A 24,526-nucleotide genomic window follows, 5' to 3' on the forward strand; every position below is an offset into this window, starting at 1 on the left:
CCTAACCTGTGGGCCGAGATGCCCGAGATCCTCTGGGGAGCCCGTGCGGGAGTATCTGCTGACGTTGTGCGTCACGGCCGCGGTCACCTACCTGCTGACCGGACCGGTGCGGAAGTTCGCCATCGCCGCCGGGGCGATGCCGGAGATCCGGGCCCGGGACGTGCACCGCGAGCCCACTCCGCGGCTCGGCGGCATCGCCATGTTCGGCGGCCTGTGCGCAGGGCTCCTGGTGGCCTCGCAACTCAGCAACACCGGTGACGTCTTCACCCTGTCCGACGAGCCGCGGGCCCTGCTGGCCGGCGCCGGGATCATCTGGCTGCTCGGGGTGCTGGACGACAAGTGGGGCGTGGACGCGCTCGTCAAGCTGGGCGGGCAGATGATCGCCGCCGGCGTGATGGTGTGGCAGGGCCTCACCATCCTGTGGCTGCCGATCCCGACCGTCGGCATGGTCGGCGTCACCCCGCTCCAGGGCACGCTGCTGACGGTCGCCCTCGTCGTCATCACGATCAACGCCGTCAACTTCGTGGACGGGCTGGACGGCCTGGCCTCCGGCATGGTGTGCATCGCCGCCCTCGCGTTCTTCCTGTACGCGTACCGCATCTGGTACAGCTACGGGATCGAGGCCGCGGCCCCGGCCACGCTCTTCGCGGCCGTCCTCATGGGCATGTGCCTGGGGTTCCTGCCGCACAACATGCACCCCGCCCGGATCTTCATGGGCGACTCGGGCTCGATGCTCATCGGACTCGTGCTCGCCGCGGGCGCGGTGTCCATCACCGGCCAGGTCGACCCGGACGCGCTGCGGCTGTTCGAGGGCTCGGAGAAGTCGGCGGTGAAGGCCACGGTGCCCGTCTACATGCCATTGCTGCTGCCGCTGACCATCCTCGCGGTGCCCGTCGCCGACCTGGCGCTCGCCATCGTCCGCCGCACCTGGCGGGGCCAGTCACCCTTCGCCGCCGACCGGGGCCACCTGCACCACCGGCTGCTGGAGATCGGCCACTCGCACAGCCGGGCCGTCCTCACCATGTACTTCTGGTCCGGGCTGATCGCGTTCGGCGCCGTGGCGTTCTCGGTCAAGTCCCGCAGCCTGGTGATCGTGCTCACCGTCGTCGCGCTGTCCGCCGTCGGTCTGGTCGTGCTGCTGCTGCCGCGCTTCACGCCGCGCGTCCCGGCCTGGGCCGAACGCCTGGTGCCGCCCCGCTACCGCCGCGACCGCGCGGAGGACGAGGAGGGGATAAAGGCCCAGGGCGAGCCGGGGGAGACGGACGCCGGAGGCGGCCGTGACGGAGACGAGGGCCCCGGCGGGCCCGGGGTATTGGACGACGCCGATCCGGAGCCCGTTGCCGCCACCCGGGTGAGTGCGCCGGGGCCGAACGGGGCTACGGCACTGGGCCGTCGACGGACCGGGCAGGGCCGCCGGCTCGACCCGCGCGCGTGAACTCCCGGTCAGTGCACGGATGATGCGATGCACTCTCAAGTGTGACGGCTGGCACACCAACTTGGTAAAGACCTCATCAAATAGTTTGTGATACCGTTCACGAGAGCCGGTAAGGAGCCCGGCGTCCCGCCCCAGGGGCCCGCTCCGCTGCACTCTGCACCGCCGGTTACGCTCGCCCCCCGACGGCCACGTCGTACCCACTCTCCTCCGCTGGAGCAGCTCGTATGCAGTCGAACGACGCCCGGATTCTCCGTGGCGCCGCGATTCCCTCGGCATGCGCCGGTCTCGTCGGCGTCATCGTCGGCGTACTCGCCGCCGGTGCCGAGGGTGCCATCGGCGCCGGGCTCGCCACCGCGGTGGTCATCACCTTCTTCGGCCTCGGCCTGACCGCGGTCAGCCGCATCGGTGAGGCCTGGCCCCACCTTCTGCTGGGTGCCGGATTCCTCGTCTACACCACGCAGGTCGGCGTCATGCTCGTCCTCCTGCTGCTCCTGCGGGACGTGACCTGGATGGACGGGCCGGTCTTCGGCCTCACCGTCCTCGCCTGCCTGCTGGTGTGGCTGGCGGCGCAGGCGTGGACGCAGACCCGGGTGAAGCAGCTCTATGTCGAGCCCTCCGGGGCCGGCGAGTCCGCGGACGCGGAGCCCCGCGCATGAGGGTGGCCCGCGACTGCGCCGAAGGTAGGGGCGATATAAAAGCCCCCTCGGCGGACTGCTATGGTCCGACGCCGAGAGTGTGGCGAGCGATGGAGCGTGCGCTGTGCGGGACAGCGCCGCGTGCTCCCCGCCTTCCCTCGGGCCGCCCTGCCGTCGCGCCGGCCGGTCCTGCCTCCCGCGATACCCAGTCCAGTGCCGCTCCGTGGCCTGCGCCACGCCGACACATCGAGGTAGCCGTACCTATGCGTCCGACCGAAGGAGCTCGCGGTGAGTAGTGACCAGTTGCTCGCCTTCGAGACCGACTGCCACCTGTTCAAAGGCTGTGGCTTCGAGGCCCCGAGCGTGTGGTCGTTCATCTTCGACCCGATGTTCACGGTCGGCGGGATCGAGTTCAACAAGCCGATGCTGCTGGCTTTCATCGGCACCGGCATCATCCTGACCTTCTTCTGGATGGCGTTCTCGAACCCGAAGGTCGTTCCCGGCAAGCTCCAGATGATCGCCGAGGCCGGCTACGAGTTCGTGCGCAAGGGCATCGCCCGCGAGGTGATCGGCAGGAAGGGCGAGCCGTTCATCCCGCTGCTGGTCTCGTTGTTCTTCTTCGTCTGGATGATGAACCTCTGGGCGCTCATCCCCGTCGCCCAGTTCCCGGTCACCTCCGTGATCGCGTACCCGGCCGGGCTCGCGCTCGTCGTGTGGGTCACCTACATGACGGTGACCTTCCGGTCGAACGGCTTCGTGGGCGGCATGCGCAACCTGTGCGTGCCCAGCGGTCTGCCGAAGCCGATCTACGTCATCCTGACGCCGATCGAGTTCCTGTCGAACATCTTCGTGCGGCCCTTCACGCTCGCCGTGCGACTCTTCGCGAACATGTTCGCGGGCCACGTGCTCATCCTGATCTTCACGATCGCCACGTGGTACATGCTCGGCACCTTCCTCGGCAGCATCTACGCCACCGCCTCGTTCGCCATGACGCTCGTCCTCACGGTCTTCGAGCTGTTCATCCAGGCGCTGCAGGCCTACGTCTTCACGGTGCTGACCGCCACCTACCTCTCCCAGGCCCTCGAAGAGGCGCACTGAGGCAGAGGCGCAAGCCCCAAGCCACTCGCCCAACCCCCAGTCGTCCGGTGGACCAACCACCCACCGGCCCACCAAGAGAAGGAACCAACGGAATGTCTGCTGCTCTCGAGACCCTCGCGGCTGTTGAAGGCAACGTCGGCACCATCGGTTACGGCCTCGCCGCCATCGGCCCCGGCGTCGGCATCGGCATCATCTTCGGTAACGGTGTGCAGGCCATCGCCCGCCAGCCCGAGGCCGCCGGCCTCATCCGCCAGAACATGCTGCTCGGCTTCGCCGTCGTCGAGGCCCTGGCCCTGATCGGCTTCGTCGTCCCGTTCATCATCTGACGGACCCGGACCGCAGCCTTATATCGACGAAAGGTCCACCATGATGTACCTGGCAGCCGAGGATCCGCAGAACCCGCTGCTCCCGGTCTGGCCCGAGGTCGTCATCGGCCTGCTCGCCTTCGGCATCGTCTTCTTCGTCTTCGCCAAGAAGCTCCTTCCGGCCATCAACAAGGCCCTGGACGAGCGTCGCGAGTCGATCGAGGGGGGCATTGAGAAGGCCGAGGCTGCTCAGGCCGAGGCGCAGCAGACGCTGGAGGAGTACCGGGCTCAGCTGAGCGAGGCCCGGCATGAGGCCGCCCGTCTGCGCCAGGAGGCGCAGGAGCAGGGTGCCGCGCTCATCGCCGAGATGCGCGCGGAGGGCCAGCGGCAGCGTGAGGAGATCATCGCCGCCGGTCACACCCAGATCGAGGCCGACCGCAAGCAGGCCGCGCAGGTGCTGCGCCAGGACGTGGGCAAGCTCGCCACCGACCTGGCCGGCAAGCTGGTCGGCGAGTCCCTTGAGGACCACGCCCGGCAGAGCCGCACCATCGACCGCTTCCTGGACGAGCTGGAGGCCAAGGCCGAGACCGGGGCCGCCCGATGAACGGAGCGAGCCGCGAGGCACTGGCCACCGCCCGGCAGCAGCTGGACGCGCTGACGGACAACACGTCCGTCGACGCGGCGCGGCTCGCCGAGGAGCTGGCAGCCGTCACCGCGCTGCTCGACCGTGAGGTGCGACTGCGCCGGATCCTCACCGACCCGGCGCGGTCCGGCGAGGCCAAGGCCGAGCTGATCGGCGGGCTGCTGGGCGGCCGGGTCGGCGGCGAGGTCACCGACCTCGTCTCCGGCATGGTCCGCTCCCGCTGGTCGCGCCCGCGCGACCTGGTGGACGCCGTCGAGGAGCTCGCGGACAGCGCCGACCTGATCGCCGCCTACCGCGACGGCAACCTCGGTGACGTCGAGGACGAGCTGTTCCGGTTCGGCCGGATCGTCGCCTCCTCCACCGAGCTGCGCGCCGTGCTCAGCGGCAAGGCCGGGGACGCCGCGTTCAAGGACGCGCAGACCGCGCTGCTCCACCGTCTGCTGGGGGGCCGGGCCAAGCCCGCCACCGAGCGGCTGGTGGTCCGCCTGGTCGCACATCCGCGAGGCCGTAGCCTGGAAAGTGGCCTGGAGGCCCTGTCCAAGCTGGCCGCCGAGCGCCGCAACCGGTCGGTCGCCGTCGTCACCTCCGCGGTTCCGCTCAGTGACGGGCAGCGGGAGCGCCTGGGCGCCGCGCTGACCCGGCTCTACGGGCGTGAGGTGCACCTGAACCTGGACGTGGACCCGGAGGTCCTCGGCGGGATCACGGTGCGCATCGGTGACGACGTCATCAACGGCAGCGTGGCCGCGCGCCTCGAAGAGGTCGAGCGGCGGATGGCCGGCTGAGCCGGCCGTCACACCAACTCAACAAGCAGTACGTAGCGGCCCGAGTTGGGCCGTAGCAGATACATACGGGCCCAACAAGGAGAGCAGGGAACCCAGATGGCGGAGCTCACGATCCGGCCGGATGAGATCCGGGACGCGCTGGAGAACTTTGTCCAGTCGTACACGCCGGACGCGGCCTCGCGCGAAGAGGTCGGGACGGTCAGCGTTGCCGGTGACGGCATCGCGAAGGTCGAGGGTCTCCCCTCGGCCATGGCGAACGAGCTGCTGAAGTTCGAGGACGGCACGCTCGGCCTCGCCCTGAACCTCGAGGAGCGCGAGGTCGGTGCGGTGGTCCTCGGCGAGTTCAGCGGTATCGAGGAGGGCCAGACGGTGCGCCGCACCGGCGAGGTCCTCTCGGTGGGCGTCGGCGAGGGCTACCTCGGCCGGGTCGTCGACCCGCTGGGCAACGCCATCGACGGCCTCGGCGAGATCGAGACCGAGGGCCGCCGCGCCCTGGAGTTGCAGGCCCCCACGGTCATGCAGCGCAAGTCGGTGCACGAGCCCATGGAGACCGGCTACAAGGCCGTCGACGCCATGACCCCGGTCGGCCGCGGTCAGCGTCAGCTGATCATCGGTGACCGGCAGACCGGCAAGACGGCCCTCGCGGTCGACACGATCATCAACCAGAAGGCCAACTGGGCCACCGGCGACCCGAACAAGCAGGTCCGCTGCATCTACGTCGCCGTGGGTCAGAAGGGCTCCACCATCGCGGGCGTGCGCGGTGCGCTGGAGGAGGCCGGTGCCCTGGAGTACACGACCATCGTCGCCGCCCCGGCGTCCGACCCGGCGGGCTTCAAGTACCTGGCGCCCTACACCGGCTCGGCCATCGGTCAGCACTGGATGTACGAGGGCAAGCACGTCCTGATCATCTTCGACGACCTGTCCAAGCAGGCCGACGCCTACCGTGCCGTCTCCCTGCTGCTGCGCCGTCCGCCGGGCCGTGAGGCCTACCCGGGCGACGTCTTCTACCTGCACTCCCGGCTGCTGGAGCGCTGCGCCAAGCTCTCCGAGGACATGGGTTCCGGTTCGATGACCGGTCTGCCGATCGTCGAGACCAAGGCCAACGACGTGTCGGCGTTCATCCCGACCAACGTCATCTCCATCACCGACGGCCAGTGCTTCCTGGAGTCGGACCTGTTCAACGCGGGCCAGCGCCCGGCGCTGAACGTCGGTATCTCCGTCTCCCGCGTCGGTGGCTCCGCGCAGCACAAGGCCATGAAGCAGGTGTCGGGTCGCCTCCGGGTGGACCTGGCCCAGTTCCGTGAGCTGGAGGCGTTCGCCGCCTTCGGTTCGGACCTGGACGCCGCGTCCAAGGCCTCGCTGGAGCGCGGTCAGCGCATGGTGGAGCTGCTCAAGCAAGGGCAGTACGCGCCCTACCCCACGGAGGACCAGGTCGTCTCCATCTGGGCCGGCACCAACGGTCTGATGGACGAGGTCCCGGTCGCGGACATCCGGCGCTTCGAGAAGGAGCTGCTGGACTACCTGCACCGCGAGCACAAGGACCTGATGACCGGCATCCGCGAGGGCGGCAAGCTGTCGGACGACACCCTCGGCAAGCTGCGTGAGGTCGTCGAGACCTTCAAGAAGCAGTTCGAGACCGCGGACGGCAAGCTTCTGGGCGAGGGCTGAGCATGGGTGCCCAGCTCCGCGTCTACAAGCGACGGATCAAATCCGTCAAGGCCACCAAGAAGATCACCAAGGCGATGGAGATGATCGCCGCCTCGCGCATCGTCAAGGCGCAGCGCCAGGTGGCGGCCTCCACCCCGTACGCCGACGAGCTCACCGCCGCGGTCACCGCGGTGGCGGACGGTGCCGACGTCAAGCACCCGCTGACCACCGAGGCGGAGGCCCCGAAGCGGGCCGCGGTCCTGCTCGTCACGAGCGACCGCGGACTGGCCGGCGGTTACTCCTCCAACGCGATCAAGGCGGCGGAGGCGCTGACGGAGCAGCTCTCGGACGAGGGCAAGTCCGTCGTGACCTACGTCGTCGGCCGCAAGGGTGTCGCGTACTACGGCTTCCGCGAGAAGGCGGTCGAGGAGTCCTGGACGGGCTTCACCGACAGCCCCTCGTACGCCGACGCGAAGGCGGTCGCCGCGCCCCTCATCGAGGCCATCGGGCGGGACACCGCCGAGGGCGGCGTGGACGAGCTCCACATCGTCTTCACCGAGTTCGTCTCGATGATGACGCAGACGCCGGTCCAGCGCCGGATGCTCCCGCTCACGCTGGAGCCCTCGGACGCCGAAGCCGGTGCCAAGGCCGCCGACAAGGGCGTCCAGCCGCTGTACGACTTCGAGCCGTCGGCGGAGGAAGTGCTCGACGCGCTGCTGCCGCGCTACGTCGAGAGCCGCATCTACAACGCTCTGCTCCAGGCCGCCGCTTCCGAGCACGCGGCCCGCCGCCGGGCGATGAAGTCGGCGACCGACAACGCGGAAGAGCTCATCAAGTCGCTCACGCGGCTTGCCAACGCGGCCCGCCAGGCCGACATCACCCAGGAAATCAGCGAGATCGTCGGTGGTGCCAGCGCGCTGGCCGACGCTTCTTCGGGGAGTGACCGATAACTATGACCACCACTGCTCAGACGGCCGCCGCGACGGGCCGCGTCGCGCGGGTCATCGGCCCGGTCGTCGACGTGGAGTTCCCCGTCGACGCGATGCCGGACATCTACAACGCCCTCACGGTCGAGGTCGCCGACCCGGCCGCCGAAGGCGCCACCAAGACGCTGACCCTGGAGGTCGCGCAGCACCTCGGCGAGGGCCTGGTGCGGGCCATCTCCATGCAGCCCACCGACGGCCTGGTCCGCCAGGCCTCGGTGACCGACACCGGCGACGGCATCACCGTCCCCGTCGGTGACGTCACCAAGGGCCGCGTCTTCAACACCCTCGGCGAGATCCTCAACGAGCCGGAGGCCGAGTCCGAGGTCACCGAGCGCTGGGCGATCCACCGCCAGGCCCCGGCCTTCGACCAGCTCGAGTCCAAGACCGAGATGTTCGAGACCGGCCTGAAGGTCGTCGACCTGCTGACCCCGTACGTCAAGGGCGGCAAGATCGGTCTGTTCGGCGGCGCCGGCGTCGGCAAGACCGTGCTCATCCAGGAAATGATCATGCGTGTGGCCAAGCTGCACGAGGGCGTTTCCGTGTTCGCCGGTGTGGGTGAGCGCACCCGTGAGGGCAACGACCTGATCGAGGAGATGGCCGAGTCCGGCGTGCTCCCGCAGACGGCCCTCGTCTTCGGCCAGATGGACGAGCCCCCGGGCACCCGTCTGCGCGTGGCCCTGGCCGGTCTGACCATGGCGGAGTACTTCCGCGATGTGCAGAAGCAGGACGTGCTGTTCTTCATCGACAACATCTTCCGCTTCACCCAGGCCGGCTCCGAGGTCTCCACGCTGCTGGGCCGCATGCCCTCCGCGGTGGGTTACCAGCCGAACCTCGCGGACGAGATGGGCATCCTCCAGGAGCGCATCACCTCGACCCGTGGTCACTCGATCACCTCGATGCAGGCGATCTACGTCCCCGCGGACGACCTGACCGACCCGGCCCCGGCGACCACGTTCGCCCACCTGGACGCCACCACGGTGCTCTCCCGTCCGATCTCGGAGAAGGGCATCTACCCGGCGGTGGACCCGCTGGACTCCACGTCCCGCATCCTTGACCCGCGCTACATCTCGCAGGAGCACTACGAGTGCGCCTCGCGCGTCAAGGGGATCCTGCAGAAGTACAAGGACCTCCAGGACATCATCGCCATTCTCGGTATCGACGAGCTCGGCGAGGAGGACAAGCTCACCGTCCACCGCGCCCGCCGTATCGAGCGCTTCCTGTCGCAGAACACCCACGCGGCGAAGCAGTTCACCGGTCTCGACGGATCGGACGTTCCGCTGGACGAGTCGATCGCCGCGTTCAACGCGATCGCCGACGGTGAGTACGACCACTTCCCCGAGCAGGCGTTCTTCATGTGCGGTGGCCTGGACGACCTGAAGGCCAAGGCCAAGGAGCTGGGCGTCTCCTGACGCCGGGCCCGGCGTACGGGTGAGGACCGGACCCCGGTCCGGTCCTCACCCGGCGCACCCCCTATTCTTGAGAAATCCCAGTTTGAGGAGCCACAGTGGCTGAGCTGCACGTCGAGTTGGTCGCCGCCGACCGCAAGGTCTGGTCGGGCGAGGCCAGGCTGGTCGTCGCGCGCACCTCTTCGGGTGAGATCGGCGTCATGCCCGGCCACCAGCCGCTGCTGGGCGTGCTGGAGTCCGGCCCGGTCACCATCCGCACCACCGGTGAGAGCGGCGACGGCACCGTGATCGCCGCGGTGCACGGCGGTTTCATCTCGTTCGCCGACGACAAGCTGTCGCTGCTGGCCGAGATCGCCGAACTGAGTTACGAGATCGACGTCGAGCGGGCCGAGCGCGCGCTCGACCTGGCGAAGGCGGACCAGGACGCGGCGGCCGAACGCCGCGCCCACGTCCGGCTGCGGGCAGTGGCGGTCGCACACTGAACCCGCGGGTACACGTCGCTCAGCCGCGGATGGTCCCGGAGTCCTGCTCCGGGACCATCCGCGGCTGAGTCATCATGGAAGGCGTATCCGCGCACGGGGCGCGGCACGCAGGGAGATGCGAGGAGGTCGGTGACGCGTGACCCTCGCCCTGGTGCTGTGCGGGATGTTCGTCGCGCTGGTGCTGCTGGCGCTGTTCGTCTTCGGGCTGCGCCGTCGGCTGATCCAGCGGTCGGGCGGCACGTTCGACTGCAGTCTGCGCTGGAACGTGCCCAAGGAGGAGACGGAGGAGCCCACCGGTAAGGGCTGGAGCTACGGCATCGCCCGCTACCGGGGTGATCGCGTCGAGTGGTTCCGCGTCTTCTCCTACGCTCCCCGCCCGCGGCGGCTGCTGGAGCGGGAGTCGGTGGAGGTCCTCCAGCGGCGAACCCCGCAGGGGGAGGAGGAGCTGGCCCTGCTCTCCGACGCGATCGTCCTGAGCTGTCTGCACGCCGGCACGCCGGTGGAGCTGGCGATGAGCGAGGACGCGCTGACCGGCTTCCTGGCCTGGCTGGAGGCCGCGCCCCCGGGCCAACGCGTGAACGTGGCGTAACCCCGCACGGGCGCGGGGAACTGCGCGGGAACGGCCGCGACGCGGCCGTTCCCCGGCACGGGGAAAGCCGGGGAACGGCGGGCGGGCCGTCCCCCGGCGCATCGGGGCCCCTGTCACGGGGTGAAGGGGCGTCGGCTCAGCCGTTGAGCCCCTGGTGGATCGCGGTGATCAGCTCACCGTCCGCGGTGTCCCCGCTGGTCTCCCAGAAGAACGCACCGCCCAGGCCCTGCTGCTTGGCCCAGTCCATCTTGCCCGTGATGGTGGCGGGCGTGTCGTAGCTCCACCAGTTGTTGCCGCAGTACGCGTAGGCGGTGCCGGCGATGGTTCCGGTGGCCGGGCAGCTGTTCTTCAGCACCTTGTAGTCGTCGATGCCCGCCTCGTAGGTGCCCGGGGCGGGACCTGTGGCCGTGCCGCCCGGCTCGGCCTGGGTGACGCCCGTCCAGCCGCGGCCGTAGAAGCCGATGCCGAGGAGCAGCTTGTCCGCGGGTACGCCCTTGGCCTTGAGCTTCGCGATGGCGTCCGCGGAGTTGAAGCCGTCCTGCGGGATGCCGGGGTACGAGTTCAGCGGCGAGTGCGGGGCGGTCGGGCCGTCCTTGTCGAAGCCGCCGAAGAAGTCGTACGTCATGACGTTGTACCAGTCGGTGTACTGCGCGGCCCCGGCGTAGTCCGCCTTGTCGATCTTGCCGCCGCTGGAGGCGTCGGCGGTGATGGCGGCCGTCACGAGCTGGTCCGGGCCGAACTTCGTGCGGAAGGCCTGCATCATCTCGCGCATGACGTCCGGGCCGCTGTTGTCGCAGCTGAGCCCGCAGGCGTTGGGGTACTCCCAGTCGAGGTCGATGCCGTCGAACAGACCGGCCCAGCGCGGGTCGTGCACCAGGTCGTGGCAGGACTGGGCGAACGCCGCCGGGTTCTGCATGGCGTCCCCGAAGCCGCCGGACCAGGTCCAGCCGCCGAAGGACCACAGGATCTTGATGTGCGGGTACATCTCCTTCAGCTTCAGGAGCTGGTTGAAGTTGCCACGCAGGGGCTGGTCCCAGGTGTCGGCGACGCCGTCCACGGACTCCGCGGCTGTGTAGGCCTTGTCGGTGGCCGCGTAGCTGTCGCCCATGGTGCACTTGCCGCCCTGGACGTTGCCGAAGGCGTAGTTGATGTGCGTGAGCTTCTCGGCCGAGCCCGAGGTGACCAGGTCCTTGACGTGGTAGTCGCGGCCGTAGACGCCCCACTCGGTGAAGTAGCCGAGGTTGACGTACTCACCGGGCGGCTGCGGCGGGGGGTCGGTCGGGTCGGGGTCCGGCGGCGGGTCGGTCGGGTCCGGGTCGGGCGTGCCGGAGCCGTCGCAGGGCTGGCCGTTGATGAGACACCCGCTGGGCGCGCCGGGACCGCTGCCGTTGTAGCCGAAGCTCACGCTGGCGCCGGGGGCGATGGTGCCGTTCCAGCCCGCGTCGACGGCGGTGTAGTGGTTGCCGTCCCGGGTGATGGTGGCTTCCCAGTGGCTGTTCACGGTGGTGTCGGAGGGGTAGTCCCACTCCAGCTTCCAGCCGTCCAGCGTCGTGGTGCCCGAGTTCTTGATCGTCCATTTGCCCTCGAAGCCGGTGCCCCAGTCCTGGGTCTTGGCGAAGGTGGCGGTCACCTCTTCGGCGGCCTGGGCCGGTGAGGCGAGGGCGACGAGGCCGCCTGCGGGTATGAGCAGGGCCGCCACGACCGCGAGGGCCCGGCGGGGAGTGAATCGTCGTGGTCTGCTTCGTGTGTTCAACAGCGCTCCATAGAGCTGGGGCCGGTGGGGGCCGGTCCGATGGGGGTCGCTGCGCCGCCCGTGGAGCGTTCCGGTGCCTGTCCCGCTCCTCGCAGTTGTCCACGGAGAGTAGAGAGGTCTGGACCACTGGTCAATAGGTCTGGACCAAATTGCCTCCGGTGGTGAGATCCCCAGCGGAGGAGGGGAGTTGGGCCGCGCACCCCACGCCGGACCTCAGCCCGCGCTCACACCCCACTCCCGGGCGCGGACCGCCGCCTGGGTACGGCTGCGCAGGCCCAGCTTGCGCAGGACCCGGCTGACGTGGGTCTTCACCGTGGCCTCGGCCATCGACAGCGAGGCCGCGATCTCCGCGTTGGACCGCCCCTCGCCCAGCAGCGCCAGCACCTCGCGCTCCCGCGCCGTCAGGGACTCCAACTCGGCCGGCGGCGCGATCTCGGGGCCCGGCTCCGCGAACTCCGCGATCAGCCGACGGGTGACGGCGGGCGCGATCAGCCCCTCGCCCCGGGCCACGGTGCGGACGGCGTCCACCAGCCCTGCCGCGTCGGTGTCCTTCAGCAGGAAACCCGCCGCCCCCGCGCGCAGCGCGCCGAAGACGTAGGCGTCCAGGTCGAACGTCGTCAGCACCAGCACGTCCGCCAGGGCCTCGGCCGTGATCCGCCGGGTGGCCGAGACGCCGTCCAGCCGCGGCATCTGGACGTCCATCAGCACGACGTCGGGGCCCAGTTCGCGCGCCAGCCGCACTGCCTCCTCGCCGTCCCCGGCCTCCCCGACGACCTCGACGTCCGGGGCGCTCCCCAGGATGAGGACCAGCCCGGACCGCACGGCGGCCTGGTCCTCGGCGACCAGTACCCGGATCGTCACGCGGCATCGGCTCCTTCGCTCAGCGGCAGCCTGGCCCACACCCGCCAGCCGTCGGCGTCCGGCCCGGCGGAGAACGCCCCTCCGAGCAGTTCGACGCGTTCCCGCATGCCGACGAGGCCCGCGCCGGACCCCGGCAGCCGGGGGCCACCGCGGCCCAGCGGCGACTGGACGCTCACCGTCAGGTCCGCGGCCCGGTCCACCCGGACGGTCACCTCGCCGGGCGCGGCATGCTTCAACGCGTTGGTCAGCGCCTCCTGGACGACGCGGTACGCGGCCAGTTCGACCGGCGCGGGCAGACCGTCGGCCGCCCCGGCGGCGCCGGGCTCCGTGTACGTGCCGCACAGCGTGAACCGGAGCCCGTCCGGTGCGCCCCCGGAGCGGGCCTGGTCGACCAGCGCGGGCAGACCGTCCAGCGTAGGGCGGGCGGCGGGGGCGTCGCCGTCCCCGGCCTCGTCGCGCAGGATGCCGATCAGCCGGCGCATCTCCGTGAGTCCCTGCACGCTGTTCTCCCGGATCACCCCGAGCGCCCGCGCGGTGGCCGACGTGTCGTCGAGCGACTGCGCGGCCGTCGCGTGCAGGGCGATGGCCGACAGGTGATTGGCGACCAGGTCGTGCAACTCCCGTGCCATCCTCGCCCGTTCCGCGCCCACGGCCTGACGGCGGTCCATCTCGGCCAGCCGTGCCGTCTGCTCGGCCCGCAGCCGCATGGCCGTGGCCGTGTCGCGATGTGTGCGCACCAGCAGCCCCGTGTAGGCGGGCACGGCCGTGACCCCGGCGAACAGCGCCCCGACGAGCAGCGCCTCCGCCTCCCGCAGCGCGGCCAGCATGGCCAGGGTGAACGCCACGCTCATCGCCATCGTCCACGGCGGCAGCAGCCGCGCCCGGCGCGGGCCGCCGTAGAGCACCGCGGCGTAGACGATGTCGGTGAAGACGATCAGCGTCGCCAGCAGGCCGCCGGTCAACGCGTCGCCGACGAACGCCAGTGCGGCGACGACCAGCGTCCACGGCCCGCGGCTGCGTCGTCCCAGCGCGGCCAGGCACATGACGAGCAGCGGCAGCAGTGCCCAGTCCCCGTACGCCTCACCCAGCCCCTGGTGGATGGTGAACAGGTCCAGCGCCCAGAGGAGCAGCCCGCCCAGCAGGCCGACGACGGCGATCACGACGTCCGAGCGGTGCGGGCGGAGCGAGGTGGCGCGGGGCATGACCCCATCTCAGCACGGGGCGGGCCTCGGTACCTCCGCCACCCGGCGGATGCCGGAAGTACATCGAAGGATGCAGGGGCGGATCGTCACCCACGACGACGAACGGGCCGGTCGTGGCGGAGACCCTGGAGGGGAGAGACAAGGAGCTCGCCGTGCTGGTCGCCCTCATCATCGCCGCCGAGATCGGATTCTGGATCCTGCTCGCCCTCGGCCTGTCCCTGCGCTACCTGGCCCGCATGCCCCGGGCCGGGCTCGCCGTCCTCCTGTGCGAGCCGCTGCTCGAACTCGTGCTCCTCGTCGCGAGCGCCCTCGACCTGCGCGACGGTGGTGAGCCCGGGTGGCGGCACGGGCTGGCCGCCGTCTACATCGGGTTCACGCTCACCCACGGTCACTACCTGGTCCGCTGGGGCGACGCCCGGTTCGCCCACCGGTTCGCGGGCGGCCCGCCGCCGGTCAAGCCGCCGCGCTACGGAAGGGCCCGCGCCCTCCACGAGTGGAAGATGAGCGCCCGCGCCGTCGGGGCCGCCGCCATCGCCGCCGCCCTGCTCCAGGGCGCGATCTGGTTCGTCGGAGACGGCGGCGACGTCGACCCGCTGCGGATGTGGCAGACGCGGATGGCCTGGGTCGTGGTCATCGCCCTCATCATCGCGGCGAGCTACACGATCTGGCCCAAGCAGCCGCCCCGGAGCGCGCGGCCGGACTCCGGCGCGGCGGCGCGGGAGCGCCTGCGGCGCTGACCGAGGGGAGCGCGGCCGGGAAGCCACGGGGGTGCGTCCCGGCCGCGCTCCGGCCGTCCTCGCCCTTCCGGAGGCCTCCGGGGGCTCCGGCTGCTCCCGGCTGCTCCGGATGCAGGAACGCGGCATTCGGGGTGATCCTGGACGAGGACACCGCACATCGGCGGAAAGGACAGCCATGTCCATCATGGATAAGCTGAAGGGCATGCTCAAGGGCCATGAGGACCAGGCCCGCCAGGGCGTGGAGAAGGGCGGCGACCACGTCGACAAGCGCACCGGCGGCCGGTACGAGAAGCACGTCGACACCGCCCAGGAGCGACTCGACGAGCAGCTCGGCGGCGAGCAGCCGAGGGGACGTGGCGAGGACCGTCCGCCGGAGCCCTGACCGGGCGCCCCGGAACACCGTCCCCCGCCGCCGGAGTCCCGGCGGCGGGGGACGCCGCGTTCAGGCGACCGCCGTCCCCCGGACGTGGTCGGCGGTCGGGAACAGGACTCCCGTCTCGGGGAAGCGGAAGCGGTGCAGCTCGGTGACGGTGAAGCCGGCCGCCTCGATCGCCCCGGCCGTGTCCCGTCCGGTGTGGCAGCCGCCCATCAGCCGCGGCCAGAACGTCGAGTCCAGCACGTCCTGAAGCCGCCGCTCCCCGGCCGACGCCGCCCGCACGTGCTCGAAGAAGCGCAGTTCCCCGCCCGGGCGCAGGACGCGGCGCAACTCGCGCAGCGCTGCCCACGGTTCCGGCACGGAACACAGCACCAGCGAGGCCACGGCCGCGTCGAACGATCCGTCCGGGTACGGCAGCGCCTCGGCAGAACCGGCCACGACCTCGATCGGGGCCGAAACCGCCCCGGCCGCCCGCTCGGCCATCTCCCGCAGGTGCCGCTCCGGCTCCACGGCCACCACACGCGTCACGTCGGCCGGGTAGTGGGGGAAGTTGAGGCCGTTCCCGGCCCCGAGCTCGATCACCTCGCCCCGGAGCCCGGCCAGCATGCGGTCGCGCTGCTCGCCCGCCCCGGCGCGCTCCAGCCCCGGCCCGGCCAGCCGCGCGTAGAACCGCGAGAACACCGGCCGACTCGTCTGCGTCATGTCCGCACCACCTCCTGAACGCGCCCGCCACCGTGCGGCGCTCCGGCCACGGTGCCACGCTCCGGCCACGGTGCCACGCCCCGGCGCGCGCGCACACCCGCCGCGCCGTCCGGGCCCACCGTGCGGGCTCGCGCCCGAGCTCGCGGGCGGCGCGAGGCTCAGGTGCGCAGGTAGGAAGCGCCGTTGACGTCCAGGACCGTGCCGGAGCTCCACTGCGCCTGCGGGGACGCCAGCCACAGCACGGCCGCGGCGACGTCCTCCGGGACGGCGACCCGGCCGAACGGGCTCTGCGAACGGATCGCCTCCCCCTCGGCGCCGCTCAGCCGGTGCGCCACCCGGTCGGTGTCGATGAAGCCGGGTGCCACCGAGGCCACCGCGATGCCGTGCGGGCCGAGCGCCACCGCCAGGGACTGGCCCAGCGCGTGCAGCCCGGCCTTCGTCGCCCCGTAGGCCGGATGGTCGGGCTCGCCGCGGAACGCCCCGCGCGAACCGACGTTGACGATCCGTCCGCCCCCGCCCTGGGCGATCATGCGCTGCGCGGCGGCATGGCTCAGATGGGCCGGCGCGAGCAGGTTGACGGCCACGTGGCGCTCCCAGGCCGCGATCCAGTCGGCGGCCGGGGTGCCGGCGGGCGGGTGCGCCGCGGTGCGCGCCGCGGCGTTGTTCACCAGCACGTCGATCCCGCCGAGCGCGTCGGCCGCCGCCTCCACCAGGGCACCGGCCCGGGCGGCGTCCGTCAGATCCGCGCCCAGCACGGTGTGTCCGGTGCCCGGCAGGCCCGCCGCCGTCTCCTCGGCCTCGGCGCGGCGGCTGCCGTAGTGCAGGGCCACCCGGTCCCCGTTGGCCGCGAACGCCCGGACCAGAGCCCGGCCGAGGCCGCCCGCCGCGCCGGTCACCAGCACCCGTCGGCCGCTGCCGGGGAAGCCGTCGCCCGTCACCGGGGCCCGATCCGCCGTTGGTTCCCTGTCGTCCCGCACCGCGTGTCCTCCCGCCTGGTCCGGCCCCACCCTACGGGAAGGCCCCGCGGGTGCTCAGCCCACGGCCAGCCGGGCGGAACGGCGCAGGTCGGCGGCGAACCGGGCGCCCTCCTCGGTGCTCGTCCGCCCGCTCGCCCGGGACACGACCACCATGCCCGCGGTGCTGTGGTCGGCCCACATGCAGAACTGCGTCTCCTGGCGCTCGCCGGTCACCACGTTCGCGCCGACCGCGAGCCGGCACTTGACGACCGCGTTCTCCGCCCCCTGCGGGGTGACCCGCTCCGGGGCGCCCTTGAGCGTCGTCCGGGACCCGGGGGAGTCCGCCACGTCCTCGGCGAGCTGCCGGAAGGCGGCGTCGACGGCGGCCTCGGGGTCCGCCACCCGTCCCCAGGCCCCGGCGAAGATCGCGAACCGCGCCTCCGGGTCCTCCAGGACGTCCGGCTCCAAGGGGTCGACGGTGGCGTAGTTGGCGTTCACCGTCGTCGCGTCCTCGACGCCGAAGGCCGCCACCGTCCCCTCCGAGCCTTCGGGCAGGACGGCGTCCCCCGTCCGGTAGAAGGGGCCCGCTGCCTCCGGAGGCAGCAGCAGGTGCGGCCCGTCGTCCGTGACCCCGTCGTCGCCGGAGAGCAGCAGCGTCGTACCGGTGAGCACCCCCACGAGGGCGAGGGCGCCCACGGCGGTCCACACACCCCGCGGGCGGCGGAGTCCGGCCAGGGACAGACTGAGGTTCACGGCGGCGTACCTTCCGGGGGCGAGGACGAGCGGCCGCCGCCCGGAGAGCGGCGCCTGACCCCGTGCGGGTCCGGGCCATTACAGATCACCGCCGCGCCGGGGGCTAGAGGTGCGACCCCGATCGTTACCAGTGGGTAGGCCGGGTGAGACCCCGCGGCAGCCTCGTGGCGCCGTCCCCGTGCGCGCCGTCGACCTGCGCCTGACCGAGGAACAGGGCCCCGGTGAGATCCGCCCCCGCGAGCCGGGCGTCCCGCAGGTCGGCGCCCAGCAGGTCGGCGTGGCGCAGGTCCGCGCGGGTCAGGTCGGCGGCGATCAGGCAGGTTCCCCGCAGCGCTGCCCCGCGCAGACCGGCCCCGCGCAGCCGGGCACCCGCCAGGTCCGCGCCCCGGCGGTCCCGCCGCCCCGGCACACCGGCCCGCACCAGCTCGCTCGTCCGCCACAGCAGCGCGCCCACCTCCTGCCGCAGCGCGTCGACGTCCAGCGCCGCCACCTGCGCCGCAGCGCCCCGGCTCAGCCCGTCGACCCGCTCCAGGCTGCGGCGCAGCTCACCGTGGACGGGCGCCGCCTCGGGCCGCTCCAGCGCCTCCGTCAGGTACCACAGCAGCTCGTGCAGGTGCCGCATGATGGGGAAGACGCCGAACATGCCCCGGGCCGTCTCCGGCGCCGAGCGCCAGTCCTTCCCGCCGAACGTGTGCTGCGAGACCTTCTGGCCCGCGCCGAAGCAGTCGTAGACCGTGCAGCCGGAGAACCCGCGCTCCCGCAACTCCGCGTGCACTGCGCAGCGGAAGTCCGCCCGCAGGTTGCGACACGGCTCGCCGGCCGCCTTGTCCGCGGGGAAGCCCGCCGACGCGGCGAAGGGCAAGGCCACACAGCACAGCCCGAAACAGCTTCCGCACTCCGCGTACAGCCCCAGCTCCCGCCGCTCCACCCGCAACACCCTGCTCTCCACGCCTCCGACGTCTCCGCACGTGCCATTCTGCCCGGTCCGCCGACGCCGCGCGCTCACCCGTTCGGCGGTAGCCCGGGTGAATATGCCCCGCTGATCGGTCAGCGCTGAGGCCGTGCCGATGACAGCGCCGTGGATACGATGGAGGCGCATTCCGGCCGACCGGGTCGAGCTGGCGGTCGAGATCGTCTCGACCGACCGGAACAGCTATCACCACAAGAAGCAGCTCTGGTACGCCCGCAGCGGCATTCCCGTCTACCTGCTCATCGACCCGAACGTCGGCGTCTGTGAGCTGTGCACCGAGCCCGTCTCACCGTCCTACCGCGCCGTGCGCCACTCGGAGTTCGGGGAACCCGTGAAGCTGCCCGAGCCGTTCGGGTTCTCCGTGGAGACCTCGCGGTTCCGCCGCCACCCGCCGCGGCCGTAACCGGGGGAATCTGACGGGCTATCGTGTGAGGATGGCCGTACCTGAGCTGATCCGTATCGTTTCGCGTTCGTCACCGATGGCCCTGGCGCAGGTGGAGCGGGTACGCGCCGAGCTGGCGGCCCGTCACCCGGGCGTGCGCACGGAGGTCGTCCCCGTCACCACCGCGGGCGACCGGTGGATGGGCGACCTGGCACGTCTCGGCGGGAAGGGCGCGTTCACCAAGGAGGTCGACGCCACGCTGCTGGCCGGCGAGGCGGACCTGGCGGTGCACTGTGTGAAGGACGTCCCCGCGGACCGCCCGCTGCCGGCCGGGACGACGTTCGCGGCGTTCCTCAAGCGCGACGACGTCCGCGACGCCCTCATCCACCCCGGAGGCCTCCCCCTCGACGAACTGCCGCCGGGCACTCGGATCGGCACCTCCTCGGTGCGACGCCGGGCCCAACTCGCCGCCTCCCACCCGCATCTGGAGTGCGTGCCCATGCGGGGCAACGCCGGGCGCCGGATGGAGAAGCTGGCCGCGGGGGACGCCGACGCCCTGCTGCTCGCCGTCTCGGGCCTGGAGCGCATCGACCGCATGGACGTCGTCACCGACGTCCTGTCCACCGAGACCATGTGCCCGCCCGTCGGCGCCGGCATCCTCGCGCTCCAGTGCCGGGAGGACGACGCCGAGCTGATCGACGCCGTCAGCCTCCTCGGGGACCCGGACACCCATCGGGAGGCCACGGCCGAGCGGATGTTCCTCCACGTGCTCCAGGGCCACTGCAACAGCCCGATCGCCGGCTACGCCCGCGCCCGGCGCGACGATCTGTCGCTGCGCGCGTGCGTCTTCACGCCCGACGGCAAGACGGTGCTCAACGCGCACGAGTGGGCCGGGCGGCTCGACCCGGCGACGCTGGGCACCTCCGTCGCCGTCGCCCTCCTGCGGCAGGGCGCCCGCGACCTGATCGACGGCATCGCGCACTGACGCCGCCGAGCAGGCTGCCGGCCCCGGGTCCTGGGGGAGCGGCCTGCCCTCAGCGGTTCTCGCCGGGCACCCAGAGGACGTCGCCCTGGGCCTTGTTCGCCGTGCGGGCCAGGATGAACAGCAGGTCCGACAGGCGGTTGAGGTAGGTGGCGGTGAGCGGGTTCATCGTGTCGCCGTGCTCGGCCAGCGCCGCCCACGTGGACCGCTCGGCGCGCCGGACCACCGTGCACGCCTGGTGCAGCAGGGCCGCGCCGGGGGTGCCGCCGGGCAGGATGAAGCTGCGCAGCTTCTCCAGGTCGGCGAGGAAGGTGTCGCAGTCGCTTTCCAGCCGGTCGACGTAGGACTGCAGCACCCGCAGCGGGGGGAACTTCGGGTCCTCCACCACCGGCGTGGACAGGTCGGCGCCCACGTCGAAGAGGTCGTTCTGCACCCGGGTGAGGACGGTCACGACCTCTTCCGGGAGGCCGCCCAGGGCGATCGCCACGCCGAGCGCCGCGTTCGCCTCGTTCGCGTCGGCATACGCCGAAATGCGGGTATCGGTCTTGGCCGTGCGGCTCATGTCGCCCAGGGCCGTCGTGCCGTCGTCGCCGGTGCGGGTGTAGATACGTGTCAGGTTGACCATGGTGTGAGCGTAGCCCCGGCGAGGGCTCCCGGTCCGGCTGCGCGAACGTCAACTGGCGGGGCGCCGCAGCGGGATAACGATCGGATGTGATGTCCGTCAGCTGAGACGTGATGCGCATCTCTTCGCCGCCCACGCTCCGCTCACGGACGCTATGGTCCGCCTGAGAGCACGCACTGGTGACTGTTTTCCAGAGGGGACATCACGTTGGAAGCCAAGAAGCTCGCCGTCATCGGAGCCGGACTCATGGGCTCCGGCATCGCGCAGGTCTCCGCCCAGGCGGGCTGGGACGTGGTGCTGCGCGACGTCACCGACGAGGCCCTGGCCCGCGGTAAGGGCGGCATCGAGGCCTCCTACGAGAAGTTCGTCGGCAAGGGCAAGCTCTCCGCCGAGGACGCGCAGGCGGCGCTCGGCCGCATCACCACCACGACCGACCTGGACGCGGCCGCCGACGCCGACATCGTCGTCGAGGCCGTGTTCGAGAAGCTCGACGTCAAGCAGGAGATCTTCCGCGCGCTGGACGGCGTGGCGAAGGACGAGACCATCCTGGCCTCGAACACCTCCGCCATCCCGATCACCAAGATCGCCGCGGCCACGAAGCGCCCGGACCGCGTCGTCGGCACGCACTTCTTCTCGCCGGTGCCGATGATGCAGCTGTGCGAGCTGGTGCGCGGTCTGAAGACCAGCGACGAAACCCTCGCCACCGCCCGGGCGTTCGCCGAGGGCATCGGCAAGACCTGCATCGTCGTCAACCGGGACGTGGCCGGGTTCGTCACCACCCGCCTGATCGCCGCCCTCGTCGTCGAGGCCGCCAAGCTCCGCGAGTCCGGCGTGGCCACCGCCGAGGACATCGACATCGCCTGCAAGCTCGGTTTCGGGCACGCCATGGGCCCGCTGGCCACCGCCGACCTCACCGGCATCGACATCCTGCTCAACGCGGCCGACAACATCTACACCGAGTCGCAGGACGAGAAGTTCGCCGCCCCCGAGCAGATGCGCCGCATGGTCGACGCGGGCGACCTGGGCCGCAAGTCCGGGGAGGGCTACTACCGCTACTGAACGGTCGGGGCGCGGCCGAACGGGCCGCGCCCCGTCATCCGCCAGGGTGAACTTCCGTGTCGATTCCCACACGGACAGCAACCCCGCCCACCGGCCGGCCGTCAGGTGTGGTGGGACATTCGGATACGAAGGTTCACGCAGCGTAATAACGGAGCACCGGGAGCGCGTTATGCAGATCAAGGGCGATCACGCCGAGCTGTACGTCGGGGGCCGCCTCGACGTGCGCAGCGCAGCGGACGCCCGGTCGGCTCTGCAGACCGCCCTCGAGAGCGGCGACGGCGACCTCGTCCTCAGCCTCGCCCAGCTCGACTCCTGGGACGCCACCGGCCTCGGCGTCATCATGGGCGCCCACCGCCGCGCGGGCCGCTGCGGCCGCCGCCTCGTCCTGCGCGACGTCCCGCCGCAGATGCAGCGACTCCTCGTCGCCACCCGGCTGCACCGCATCCTCGCGATCGAGGGCGAAACGCTCACGAAGCCGTGACGATTCCACCCGCCCCCGGGGGGTGGGGTTCGTCCGGGCCCGGCGGCCGTCTACTGTTCCCTTCACTGCCGGGAAGGGCCCAGGGAGTACCGCACGCACCGCCACTGGGGGGCTTTCACCATGCACCCGTCCCACCGCGGACCGGAGGACCACGACGGCCACGAGAGCCATGACAGCGGGGCACTCGCGCGCACGGTCCAGCTGGTCGCCGGTGACTACCTGCTGACCGTCAACCCCGTCGACGGCAGCGAGATCGAGCCATGCCCGCCGGACCGCCGGCCGGAGACCCCGCGCCGGCGCGGTCCCGAGCAGCGGGCGGAGCGCGGCCGTGCGGCCGTGCCGCCCGCCCTCGTCGGCGAGGCCGCCCTGGACCTGCCGCTGCTGGAGCGCGAGGAGGAGCGCGACCGGCTCGTCCGGCTCCTCTCCCGCGGCCGCTCGGTACGCCTCAGCGGCCCCTCCGGCTCCGGCCGCACCGCCCTGCTCGACGCCGTCGCGGCCGACTGCGCGGAGCTGGCCCCCGACGGCGTCGTCCGGCTGCACGGGCGCGGGCGCGGCCCCGCCGACCTGCTCTACGAGCTCTACGCCGCCGTCTACAAGACCGCCCGGCACCGGCCGCGCGACGAGCAGCTCCTCGATCTTCTCGCCGACATCGGCGCCGTCGTCGTCCTGGACGACCTGGAGTTCGGCGGCGAGACGCTGGAGGAACTGCTCGAGGCGACCCCCGAGTGCGCGTACCTCGTCTCCGTCACCCCCGACGTCCCCGCCCCCGCCGCCCACTCCGGGATCGAGGAGGTCTTCCTCCGCGGCATCAGCCGCACCGCCTGCGTGGACCTCCTGGAGCACGCCACCGGCCGGACCCTCCTGGAGTACGAGGCCGACTGGGCCGGCGACCTGTGGTTCGAGTCCGAGGGGCTGCCCCTGCGCTTCGTCCAGGGCGCGGCCCTGCTGCGTCAGCGGGCCGTTCCATCCTCCGCCGACCCGACGGCCCCGGTGGTCATCGAGACGGACGAGGAGAAGAGCCCGCCGCCGCTGTCCGTCGCCTCCGTCGTCGCCGAGCGCCTCGCCGAGACGCTGAGCGAGCAGGGCCGCGAGGTGCTGCGGTTCGCCGTCGCCCTCGACGGCGCCGTGCCGCAGGCCGCGCACCTGCCCGCCCTGCTCGACGACGAGCGCGCCGACGCCGCCCTGGCCGAGCTCGTCGCCGCCGGCCTCGCCACCGCGGACGGACCCCACTACCGGCTCGCGGCCGGCGTCACCGAGCAGCTCGCCCGGGCGGGCTACGACGAGGGTGCGGGCGCCCGCGCCCGGACCGCGGCACGGCACTACGCCTGGTGGGCCGGCCACCCCTCCGTCACCCCGGAACGGGTGGCGCAGGAGGCCGGCACCCTGCTGGCGGCCGTCGCCGCCGCCCGTGCCGCCGGGCACGACTCCGTCGTCGTGCTCCTGGCCCACACCGCGGCCCCCGTCTTCGCGGCTGCGGGCCGCTGGTCGCCCTGGCGGCGGATCCTCACCGAGGGAGGCGGCGTCGCCGCCCAGGCCGGTGAGCTGGCCGAGGAAACGTACTTCCACCACGAACTGGGCATCCACGCCCTGTGCGTCGGTGACCTGGACCGCGCCCGCGCGGAGCTGGAGACCGCGATGCGGCTGCGCGGCGAGCTCGCCGACCGCAGCGGCTCGTTCGCCAGCCGCCGTGCGCTGGCGCTCGTCGCCGACGCCGCCGCCGCGAAGCGGCCCGCCCTCGGCCCGGGCGGGGCACCGCCCACGGGCTCCGAGGACGAGACGGCCGTCGTCCCGTCCCTCACCCCGCCGGTCCCCGCCGCGCTGGCGGGCACGGCCGCCCTGCCGGCCGTCGACCCCGTGCCGTTCGGGGCCGACGAGGAGCCCCGGGGCCTGCTCACCGGACGCCGCCGCAACGTCTTCGCCGCGGCGGCAGGAGCGGTGCTCGCGATCCTGCTGGGCACGGCCGTCACCCTCGCCAACATCGGTGGCGACGGCGGCGACGCCGGTGACTCTGTGCAGCCGGATCGTTCCGCCACGTACGACGTCACCGACACGCGTTACCCCTCGGAGGGCAGCGCCTCGCCCTCCGAGTCCGAGTCCGAGGACGCCTTGACGCCCGGCCCGAGCGGCGACCCCAGCGACTCCGCCGACACGCCGAGCGGCTCGCCGTCGGAGTCCGAGTCCTCGAGCACGCCGTCGGAGGAGTCCTCGTCCCCCGAGGACGAGCCCTCGGACCCGGCCGGCGGCGGTTCGTCGGACGGCGGGAGCACGGCGGACGGTGGCAACACGGCCGACGGCGGGAGCACGGCGGACGGCGGGAACACGGCGGACGGTGGCAACACGGCCGACGGTGGCAACACGGCGGACGGCGGGAACACGGCGGACGGTGGCAACACGGCCGACGGCGGGAGCACGGCGGACGGCGGGAACACGGCGGACGGTGGCAACACGGCGGACGGCGGGAACACGGCCGACGGTGGCAACACCACCGACGGCAGCGACACGACCGGCGGCGGCAGCACCACCGACGGCAGCGACACGACCGGCGGCACCACCACCGCCACCGGCCCCGGGCCCACGACGACCGGCGGCGAGACGAGTACCTCCGGCGGGAACGACCCGGAGATCGTCTGACCTCACGCAGCCGCCCCGGCCCCGGTGTGTCACCGGTGCCGGGGCGGCGGT

26 protein-coding genes are annotated in these 24,526 nt (G+C 72.1%); 18 read left to right on the top strand and 8 right to left on the bottom strand.

Features of this window, described 5'->3' with window-relative positions; translation table 11 throughout:
• The first annotated feature begins 43 nt into the window (after positions 1-43).
• The 11 genes from O7609_RS18875 (at position 44) to O7609_RS18925 (ending at position 10,008) form a co-directional block, all read left to right on the top strand.
• Positions 44-1,435: an MraY family glycosyltransferase gene (locus O7609_RS18875; RefSeq protein WP_269735820.1), complete on the top strand. Its 1,392-nt coding sequence runs from the start codon at positions 44-46 to the stop codon at positions 1,433-1,435.
• A gap of 224 nt (positions 1,436-1,659) precedes the next feature.
• Entirely contained in the window at positions 1,660-2,091 is a 432-nt protein-coding gene (locus tag O7609_RS18880; RefSeq protein ID WP_269735819.1) for a hypothetical protein, read from the top strand.
• 267 nt (positions 2,092-2,358) lie between these two features.
• Positions 2,359-3,168: a F0F1 ATP synthase subunit A gene (atpB, locus tag O7609_RS18885; RefSeq protein WP_269743939.1), complete on the top strand. Its 810-nt coding sequence runs from the start codon at positions 2,359-2,361 to the stop codon at positions 3,166-3,168.
• A 92-nt stretch (positions 3,169-3,260) separates the two neighbouring features.
• Complete coding sequence (gene atpE / locus O7609_RS18890) at positions 3,261-3,494, top strand: ATP synthase F0 subunit C (protein WP_219093090.1); 234 nt, start codon at positions 3,261-3,263, stop codon at positions 3,492-3,494.
• A gap of 40 nt (positions 3,495-3,534) precedes the next feature.
• On the top strand, positions 3,535-4,077 hold the full coding sequence (locus O7609_RS18895) for a F0F1 ATP synthase subunit B (RefSeq protein WP_269735817.1): 543 nt from the start codon (positions 3,535-3,537) through the stop codon (positions 4,075-4,077).
• Positions 4,074-4,898, top strand: a complete 825-nt coding sequence (locus O7609_RS18900; RefSeq protein WP_269735816.1) for a F0F1 ATP synthase subunit delta — start codon at positions 4,074-4,076, stop codon at positions 4,896-4,898. Before O7609_RS18895 ends, O7609_RS18900 begins: the two co-directional genes overlap by 4 nt.
• A gap of 96 nt (positions 4,899-4,994) precedes the next feature.
• Entirely contained in the window at positions 4,995-6,566 is a 1,572-nt protein-coding gene (atpA, locus tag O7609_RS18905) for a F0F1 ATP synthase subunit alpha (protein WP_269735815.1), read from the top strand.
• A 2-nt stretch (positions 6,567-6,568) separates the two neighbouring features.
• Entirely contained in the window at positions 6,569-7,495 is a 927-nt protein-coding gene (locus O7609_RS18910) for a F0F1 ATP synthase subunit gamma (RefSeq protein WP_269735814.1), read from the top strand.
• A 2-nt stretch (positions 7,496-7,497) separates the two neighbouring features.
• A complete protein-coding gene (gene atpD / locus O7609_RS18915) occupies positions 7,498-8,940 on the top strand; it encodes a F0F1 ATP synthase subunit beta (protein ID WP_269735813.1) in 1,443 nt (480 codons plus the stop codon).
• A 95-nt stretch (positions 8,941-9,035) separates the two neighbouring features.
• Positions 9,036-9,419 (top strand): F0F1 ATP synthase subunit epsilon, encoded by a 384-nt coding sequence (locus tag O7609_RS18920; protein ID WP_269735812.1) that lies wholly within the window; start codon positions 9,036-9,038, stop codon positions 9,417-9,419.
• A gap of 136 nt (positions 9,420-9,555) precedes the next feature.
• Positions 9,556-10,008: a DUF2550 domain-containing protein gene (locus O7609_RS18925; protein ID WP_269735811.1), complete on the top strand. Its 453-nt coding sequence runs from the start codon at positions 9,556-9,558 to the stop codon at positions 10,006-10,008.
• A 136-nt stretch (positions 10,009-10,144) separates the two neighbouring features.
• Here the strand turns inward: O7609_RS18925 and O7609_RS18930 are convergent, their stop codons facing one another.
• The 3 genes from O7609_RS18930 to O7609_RS18940 form a co-directional block, all read right to left on the bottom strand.
• The gene (locus O7609_RS18930; protein WP_443072164.1) at positions 10,145-11,761 is read right to left on the bottom strand and encodes a glycosyl hydrolase family 18 protein; all 1,617 of its coding nucleotides are present in this window, start codon (positions 11,759-11,761) and stop codon (positions 10,145-10,147) included.
• Between the two features lie 213 nt (positions 11,762-11,974).
• A complete protein-coding gene (locus O7609_RS18935) occupies positions 11,975-12,622 on the bottom strand; it encodes a response regulator (RefSeq protein WP_269735809.1) in 648 nt (215 codons plus the stop codon).
• Complete coding sequence (locus tag O7609_RS18940; protein WP_269735808.1) at positions 12,619-13,824, bottom strand: sensor histidine kinase; 1,206 nt, start codon at positions 13,822-13,824, stop codon at positions 12,619-12,621. The genes O7609_RS18935 and O7609_RS18940 overlap by 4 nt, the downstream gene beginning before the upstream one ends.
• A gap of 152 nt (positions 13,825-13,976) precedes the next feature.
• Between O7609_RS18940 and O7609_RS18945 the strand changes: the two genes are divergently transcribed.
• Together O7609_RS18945 and O7609_RS18950 are read left to right on the top strand one after the other, a co-directional pair.
• Positions 13,977-14,561 (top strand): hypothetical protein, encoded by a 585-nt coding sequence (locus O7609_RS18945; RefSeq protein ID WP_269744382.1) that lies wholly within the window; start codon positions 13,977-13,979, stop codon positions 14,559-14,561.
• Between the two features lie 175 nt (positions 14,562-14,736).
• Positions 14,737-14,943, top strand: a complete 207-nt coding sequence (locus tag O7609_RS18950) for an antitoxin (RefSeq protein ID WP_269735807.1) — start codon at positions 14,737-14,739, stop codon at positions 14,941-14,943.
• A 60-nt stretch (positions 14,944-15,003) separates the two neighbouring features.
• On the opposite strand, the gene O7609_RS18955 is transcribed toward O7609_RS18950, so the two are convergent.
• The 4 genes from O7609_RS18955 to O7609_RS18970 all read right to left on the bottom strand — a co-directional run bounded on the left by O7609_RS18955 (position 15,004) and on the right by O7609_RS18970 (position 18,297).
• On the bottom strand, positions 15,004-15,639 hold the full coding sequence (locus O7609_RS18955; RefSeq protein WP_269735806.1) for a class I SAM-dependent methyltransferase: 636 nt from the start codon (positions 15,637-15,639) through the stop codon (positions 15,004-15,006).
• Between the two features lie 158 nt (positions 15,640-15,797).
• The gene (locus tag O7609_RS18960) at positions 15,798-16,616 is read right to left on the bottom strand and encodes an SDR family NAD(P)-dependent oxidoreductase (protein WP_269735805.1); all 819 of its coding nucleotides are present in this window, start codon (positions 16,614-16,616) and stop codon (positions 15,798-15,800) included.
• Between the two features lie 54 nt (positions 16,617-16,670).
• Positions 16,671-17,348: a hypothetical protein gene (locus tag O7609_RS18965; RefSeq protein ID WP_269735804.1), complete on the bottom strand. Its 678-nt coding sequence runs from the start codon at positions 17,346-17,348 to the stop codon at positions 16,671-16,673.
• 124 nt (positions 17,349-17,472) lie between these two features.
• On the bottom strand, positions 17,473-18,297 hold the full coding sequence (locus tag O7609_RS18970) for a pentapeptide repeat-containing protein (protein WP_269743940.1): 825 nt from the start codon (positions 18,295-18,297) through the stop codon (positions 17,473-17,475).
• A 118-nt stretch (positions 18,298-18,415) separates the two neighbouring features.
• Between O7609_RS18970 and O7609_RS18975 the strand changes: the two genes are divergently transcribed.
• Complete coding sequence (locus tag O7609_RS18975) at positions 18,416-18,721, top strand: Uma2 family endonuclease (RefSeq protein ID WP_269735802.1); 306 nt, start codon at positions 18,416-18,418, stop codon at positions 18,719-18,721.
• 31 nt (positions 18,722-18,752) lie between these two features.
• Complete coding sequence (gene hemC / locus O7609_RS18980; RefSeq protein ID WP_269735801.1) at positions 18,753-19,685, top strand: hydroxymethylbilane synthase; 933 nt, start codon at positions 18,753-18,755, stop codon at positions 19,683-19,685.
• Between the two features lie 49 nt (positions 19,686-19,734).
• On the opposite strand, the gene O7609_RS18985 is transcribed toward hemC, so the two are convergent.
• Positions 19,735-20,307, bottom strand: coding sequence for a cob(I)yrinic acid a,c-diamide adenosyltransferase (locus O7609_RS18985; RefSeq protein ID WP_269735800.1), 573 nt, complete (start codon positions 20,305-20,307; stop codon positions 19,735-19,737).
• A gap of 204 nt (positions 20,308-20,511) precedes the next feature.
• On the opposite strand from O7609_RS18985, the gene O7609_RS18990 reads away from it, so the two are divergent.
• The 3 genes from O7609_RS18990 to O7609_RS19000 all read left to right on the top strand — a co-directional run bounded on the left by O7609_RS18990 (position 20,512) and on the right by O7609_RS19000 (position 24,475).
• On the top strand, positions 20,512-21,363 hold the full coding sequence (locus O7609_RS18990; RefSeq protein WP_269735799.1) for a 3-hydroxyacyl-CoA dehydrogenase family protein: 852 nt from the start codon (positions 20,512-20,514) through the stop codon (positions 21,361-21,363).
• Between the two features lie 169 nt (positions 21,364-21,532).
• Positions 21,533-21,844 (top strand): STAS domain-containing protein, encoded by a 312-nt coding sequence (locus O7609_RS18995; protein ID WP_269735798.1) that lies wholly within the window; start codon positions 21,533-21,535, stop codon positions 21,842-21,844.
• Between the two features lie 120 nt (positions 21,845-21,964).
• The gene (locus tag O7609_RS19000; protein ID WP_269743941.1) at positions 21,965-24,475 is read left to right on the top strand and encodes an ATP-binding protein; all 2,511 of its coding nucleotides are present in this window, start codon (positions 21,965-21,967) and stop codon (positions 24,473-24,475) included.
• Positions 24,476-24,526 lie beyond the last annotated feature (51 nt).

Source organism: Streptomyces sp. WMMC1477 (assembly GCF_027460245.1).
In the GTDB taxonomy this organism is placed as follows: domain Bacteria; phylum Actinomycetota; class Actinomycetes; order Streptomycetales; family Streptomycetaceae; genus Streptomyces.

Excerpts from the sequence above, each read along its gene's own strand:
- O7609_RS18895 (WP_269735817.1), top strand. The coding sequence starts at position 3,535 with ATGATGTACCTGGCAGCCGAGGATCCGCAGAACCCGCTGCTCCCGGTC.
- atpD (WP_269735813.1), top strand. The coding sequence starts at position 7,498 with ATGACCACCACTGCTCAGACGGCCGCCGCGACGGGCCGCGTCGCGCGG.
- atpE (WP_219093090.1), top strand. The coding sequence starts at position 3,261 with ATGTCTGCTGCTCTCGAGACCCTCGCGGCTGTTGAAGGCAACGTCGGC.
- O7609_RS18900 (WP_269735816.1), top strand. The coding sequence starts at position 4,074 with ATGAACGGAGCGAGCCGCGAGGCACTGGCCACCGCCCGGCAGCAGCTG.
- O7609_RS18950 (WP_269735807.1), top strand. The coding sequence starts at position 14,737 with ATGTCCATCATGGATAAGCTGAAGGGCATGCTCAAGGGCCATGAGGAC.
- O7609_RS18975 (WP_269735802.1), top strand. The coding sequence starts at position 18,416 with ATGACAGCGCCGTGGATACGATGGAGGCGCATTCCGGCCGACCGGGTC.
- hemC (WP_269735801.1), top strand. The coding sequence starts at position 18,753 with ATGGCCGTACCTGAGCTGATCCGTATCGTTTCGCGTTCGTCACCGATG.
- O7609_RS18940 (WP_269735808.1), bottom strand. The coding sequence starts at position 13,824 with ATGCCCCGCGCCACCTCGCTCCGCCCGCACCGCTCGGACGTCGTGATC.
- O7609_RS18985 (WP_269735800.1), bottom strand. The coding sequence starts at position 20,307 with ATGGTCAACCTGACACGTATCTACACCCGCACCGGCGACGACGGCACG.
- O7609_RS19000 (WP_269743941.1), top strand. The coding sequence starts at position 21,965 with ATGCACCCGTCCCACCGCGGACCGGAGGACCACGACGGCCACGAGAGC.
- O7609_RS18910 (WP_269735814.1), top strand. The coding sequence starts at position 6,569 with ATGGGTGCCCAGCTCCGCGTCTACAAGCGACGGATCAAATCCGTCAAG.
- O7609_RS18955 (WP_269735806.1), bottom strand. The coding sequence starts at position 15,639 with ATGACGCAGACGAGTCGGCCGGTGTTCTCGCGGTTCTACGCGCGGCTG.
- O7609_RS18995 (WP_269735798.1), top strand. The coding sequence starts at position 21,533 with ATGCAGATCAAGGGCGATCACGCCGAGCTGTACGTCGGGGGCCGCCTC.
- atpA (WP_269735815.1), top strand. The coding sequence starts at position 4,995 with ATGGCGGAGCTCACGATCCGGCCGGATGAGATCCGGGACGCGCTGGAG.
- O7609_RS18880 (WP_269735819.1), top strand. The coding sequence starts at position 1,660 with ATGCAGTCGAACGACGCCCGGATTCTCCGTGGCGCCGCGATTCCCTCG.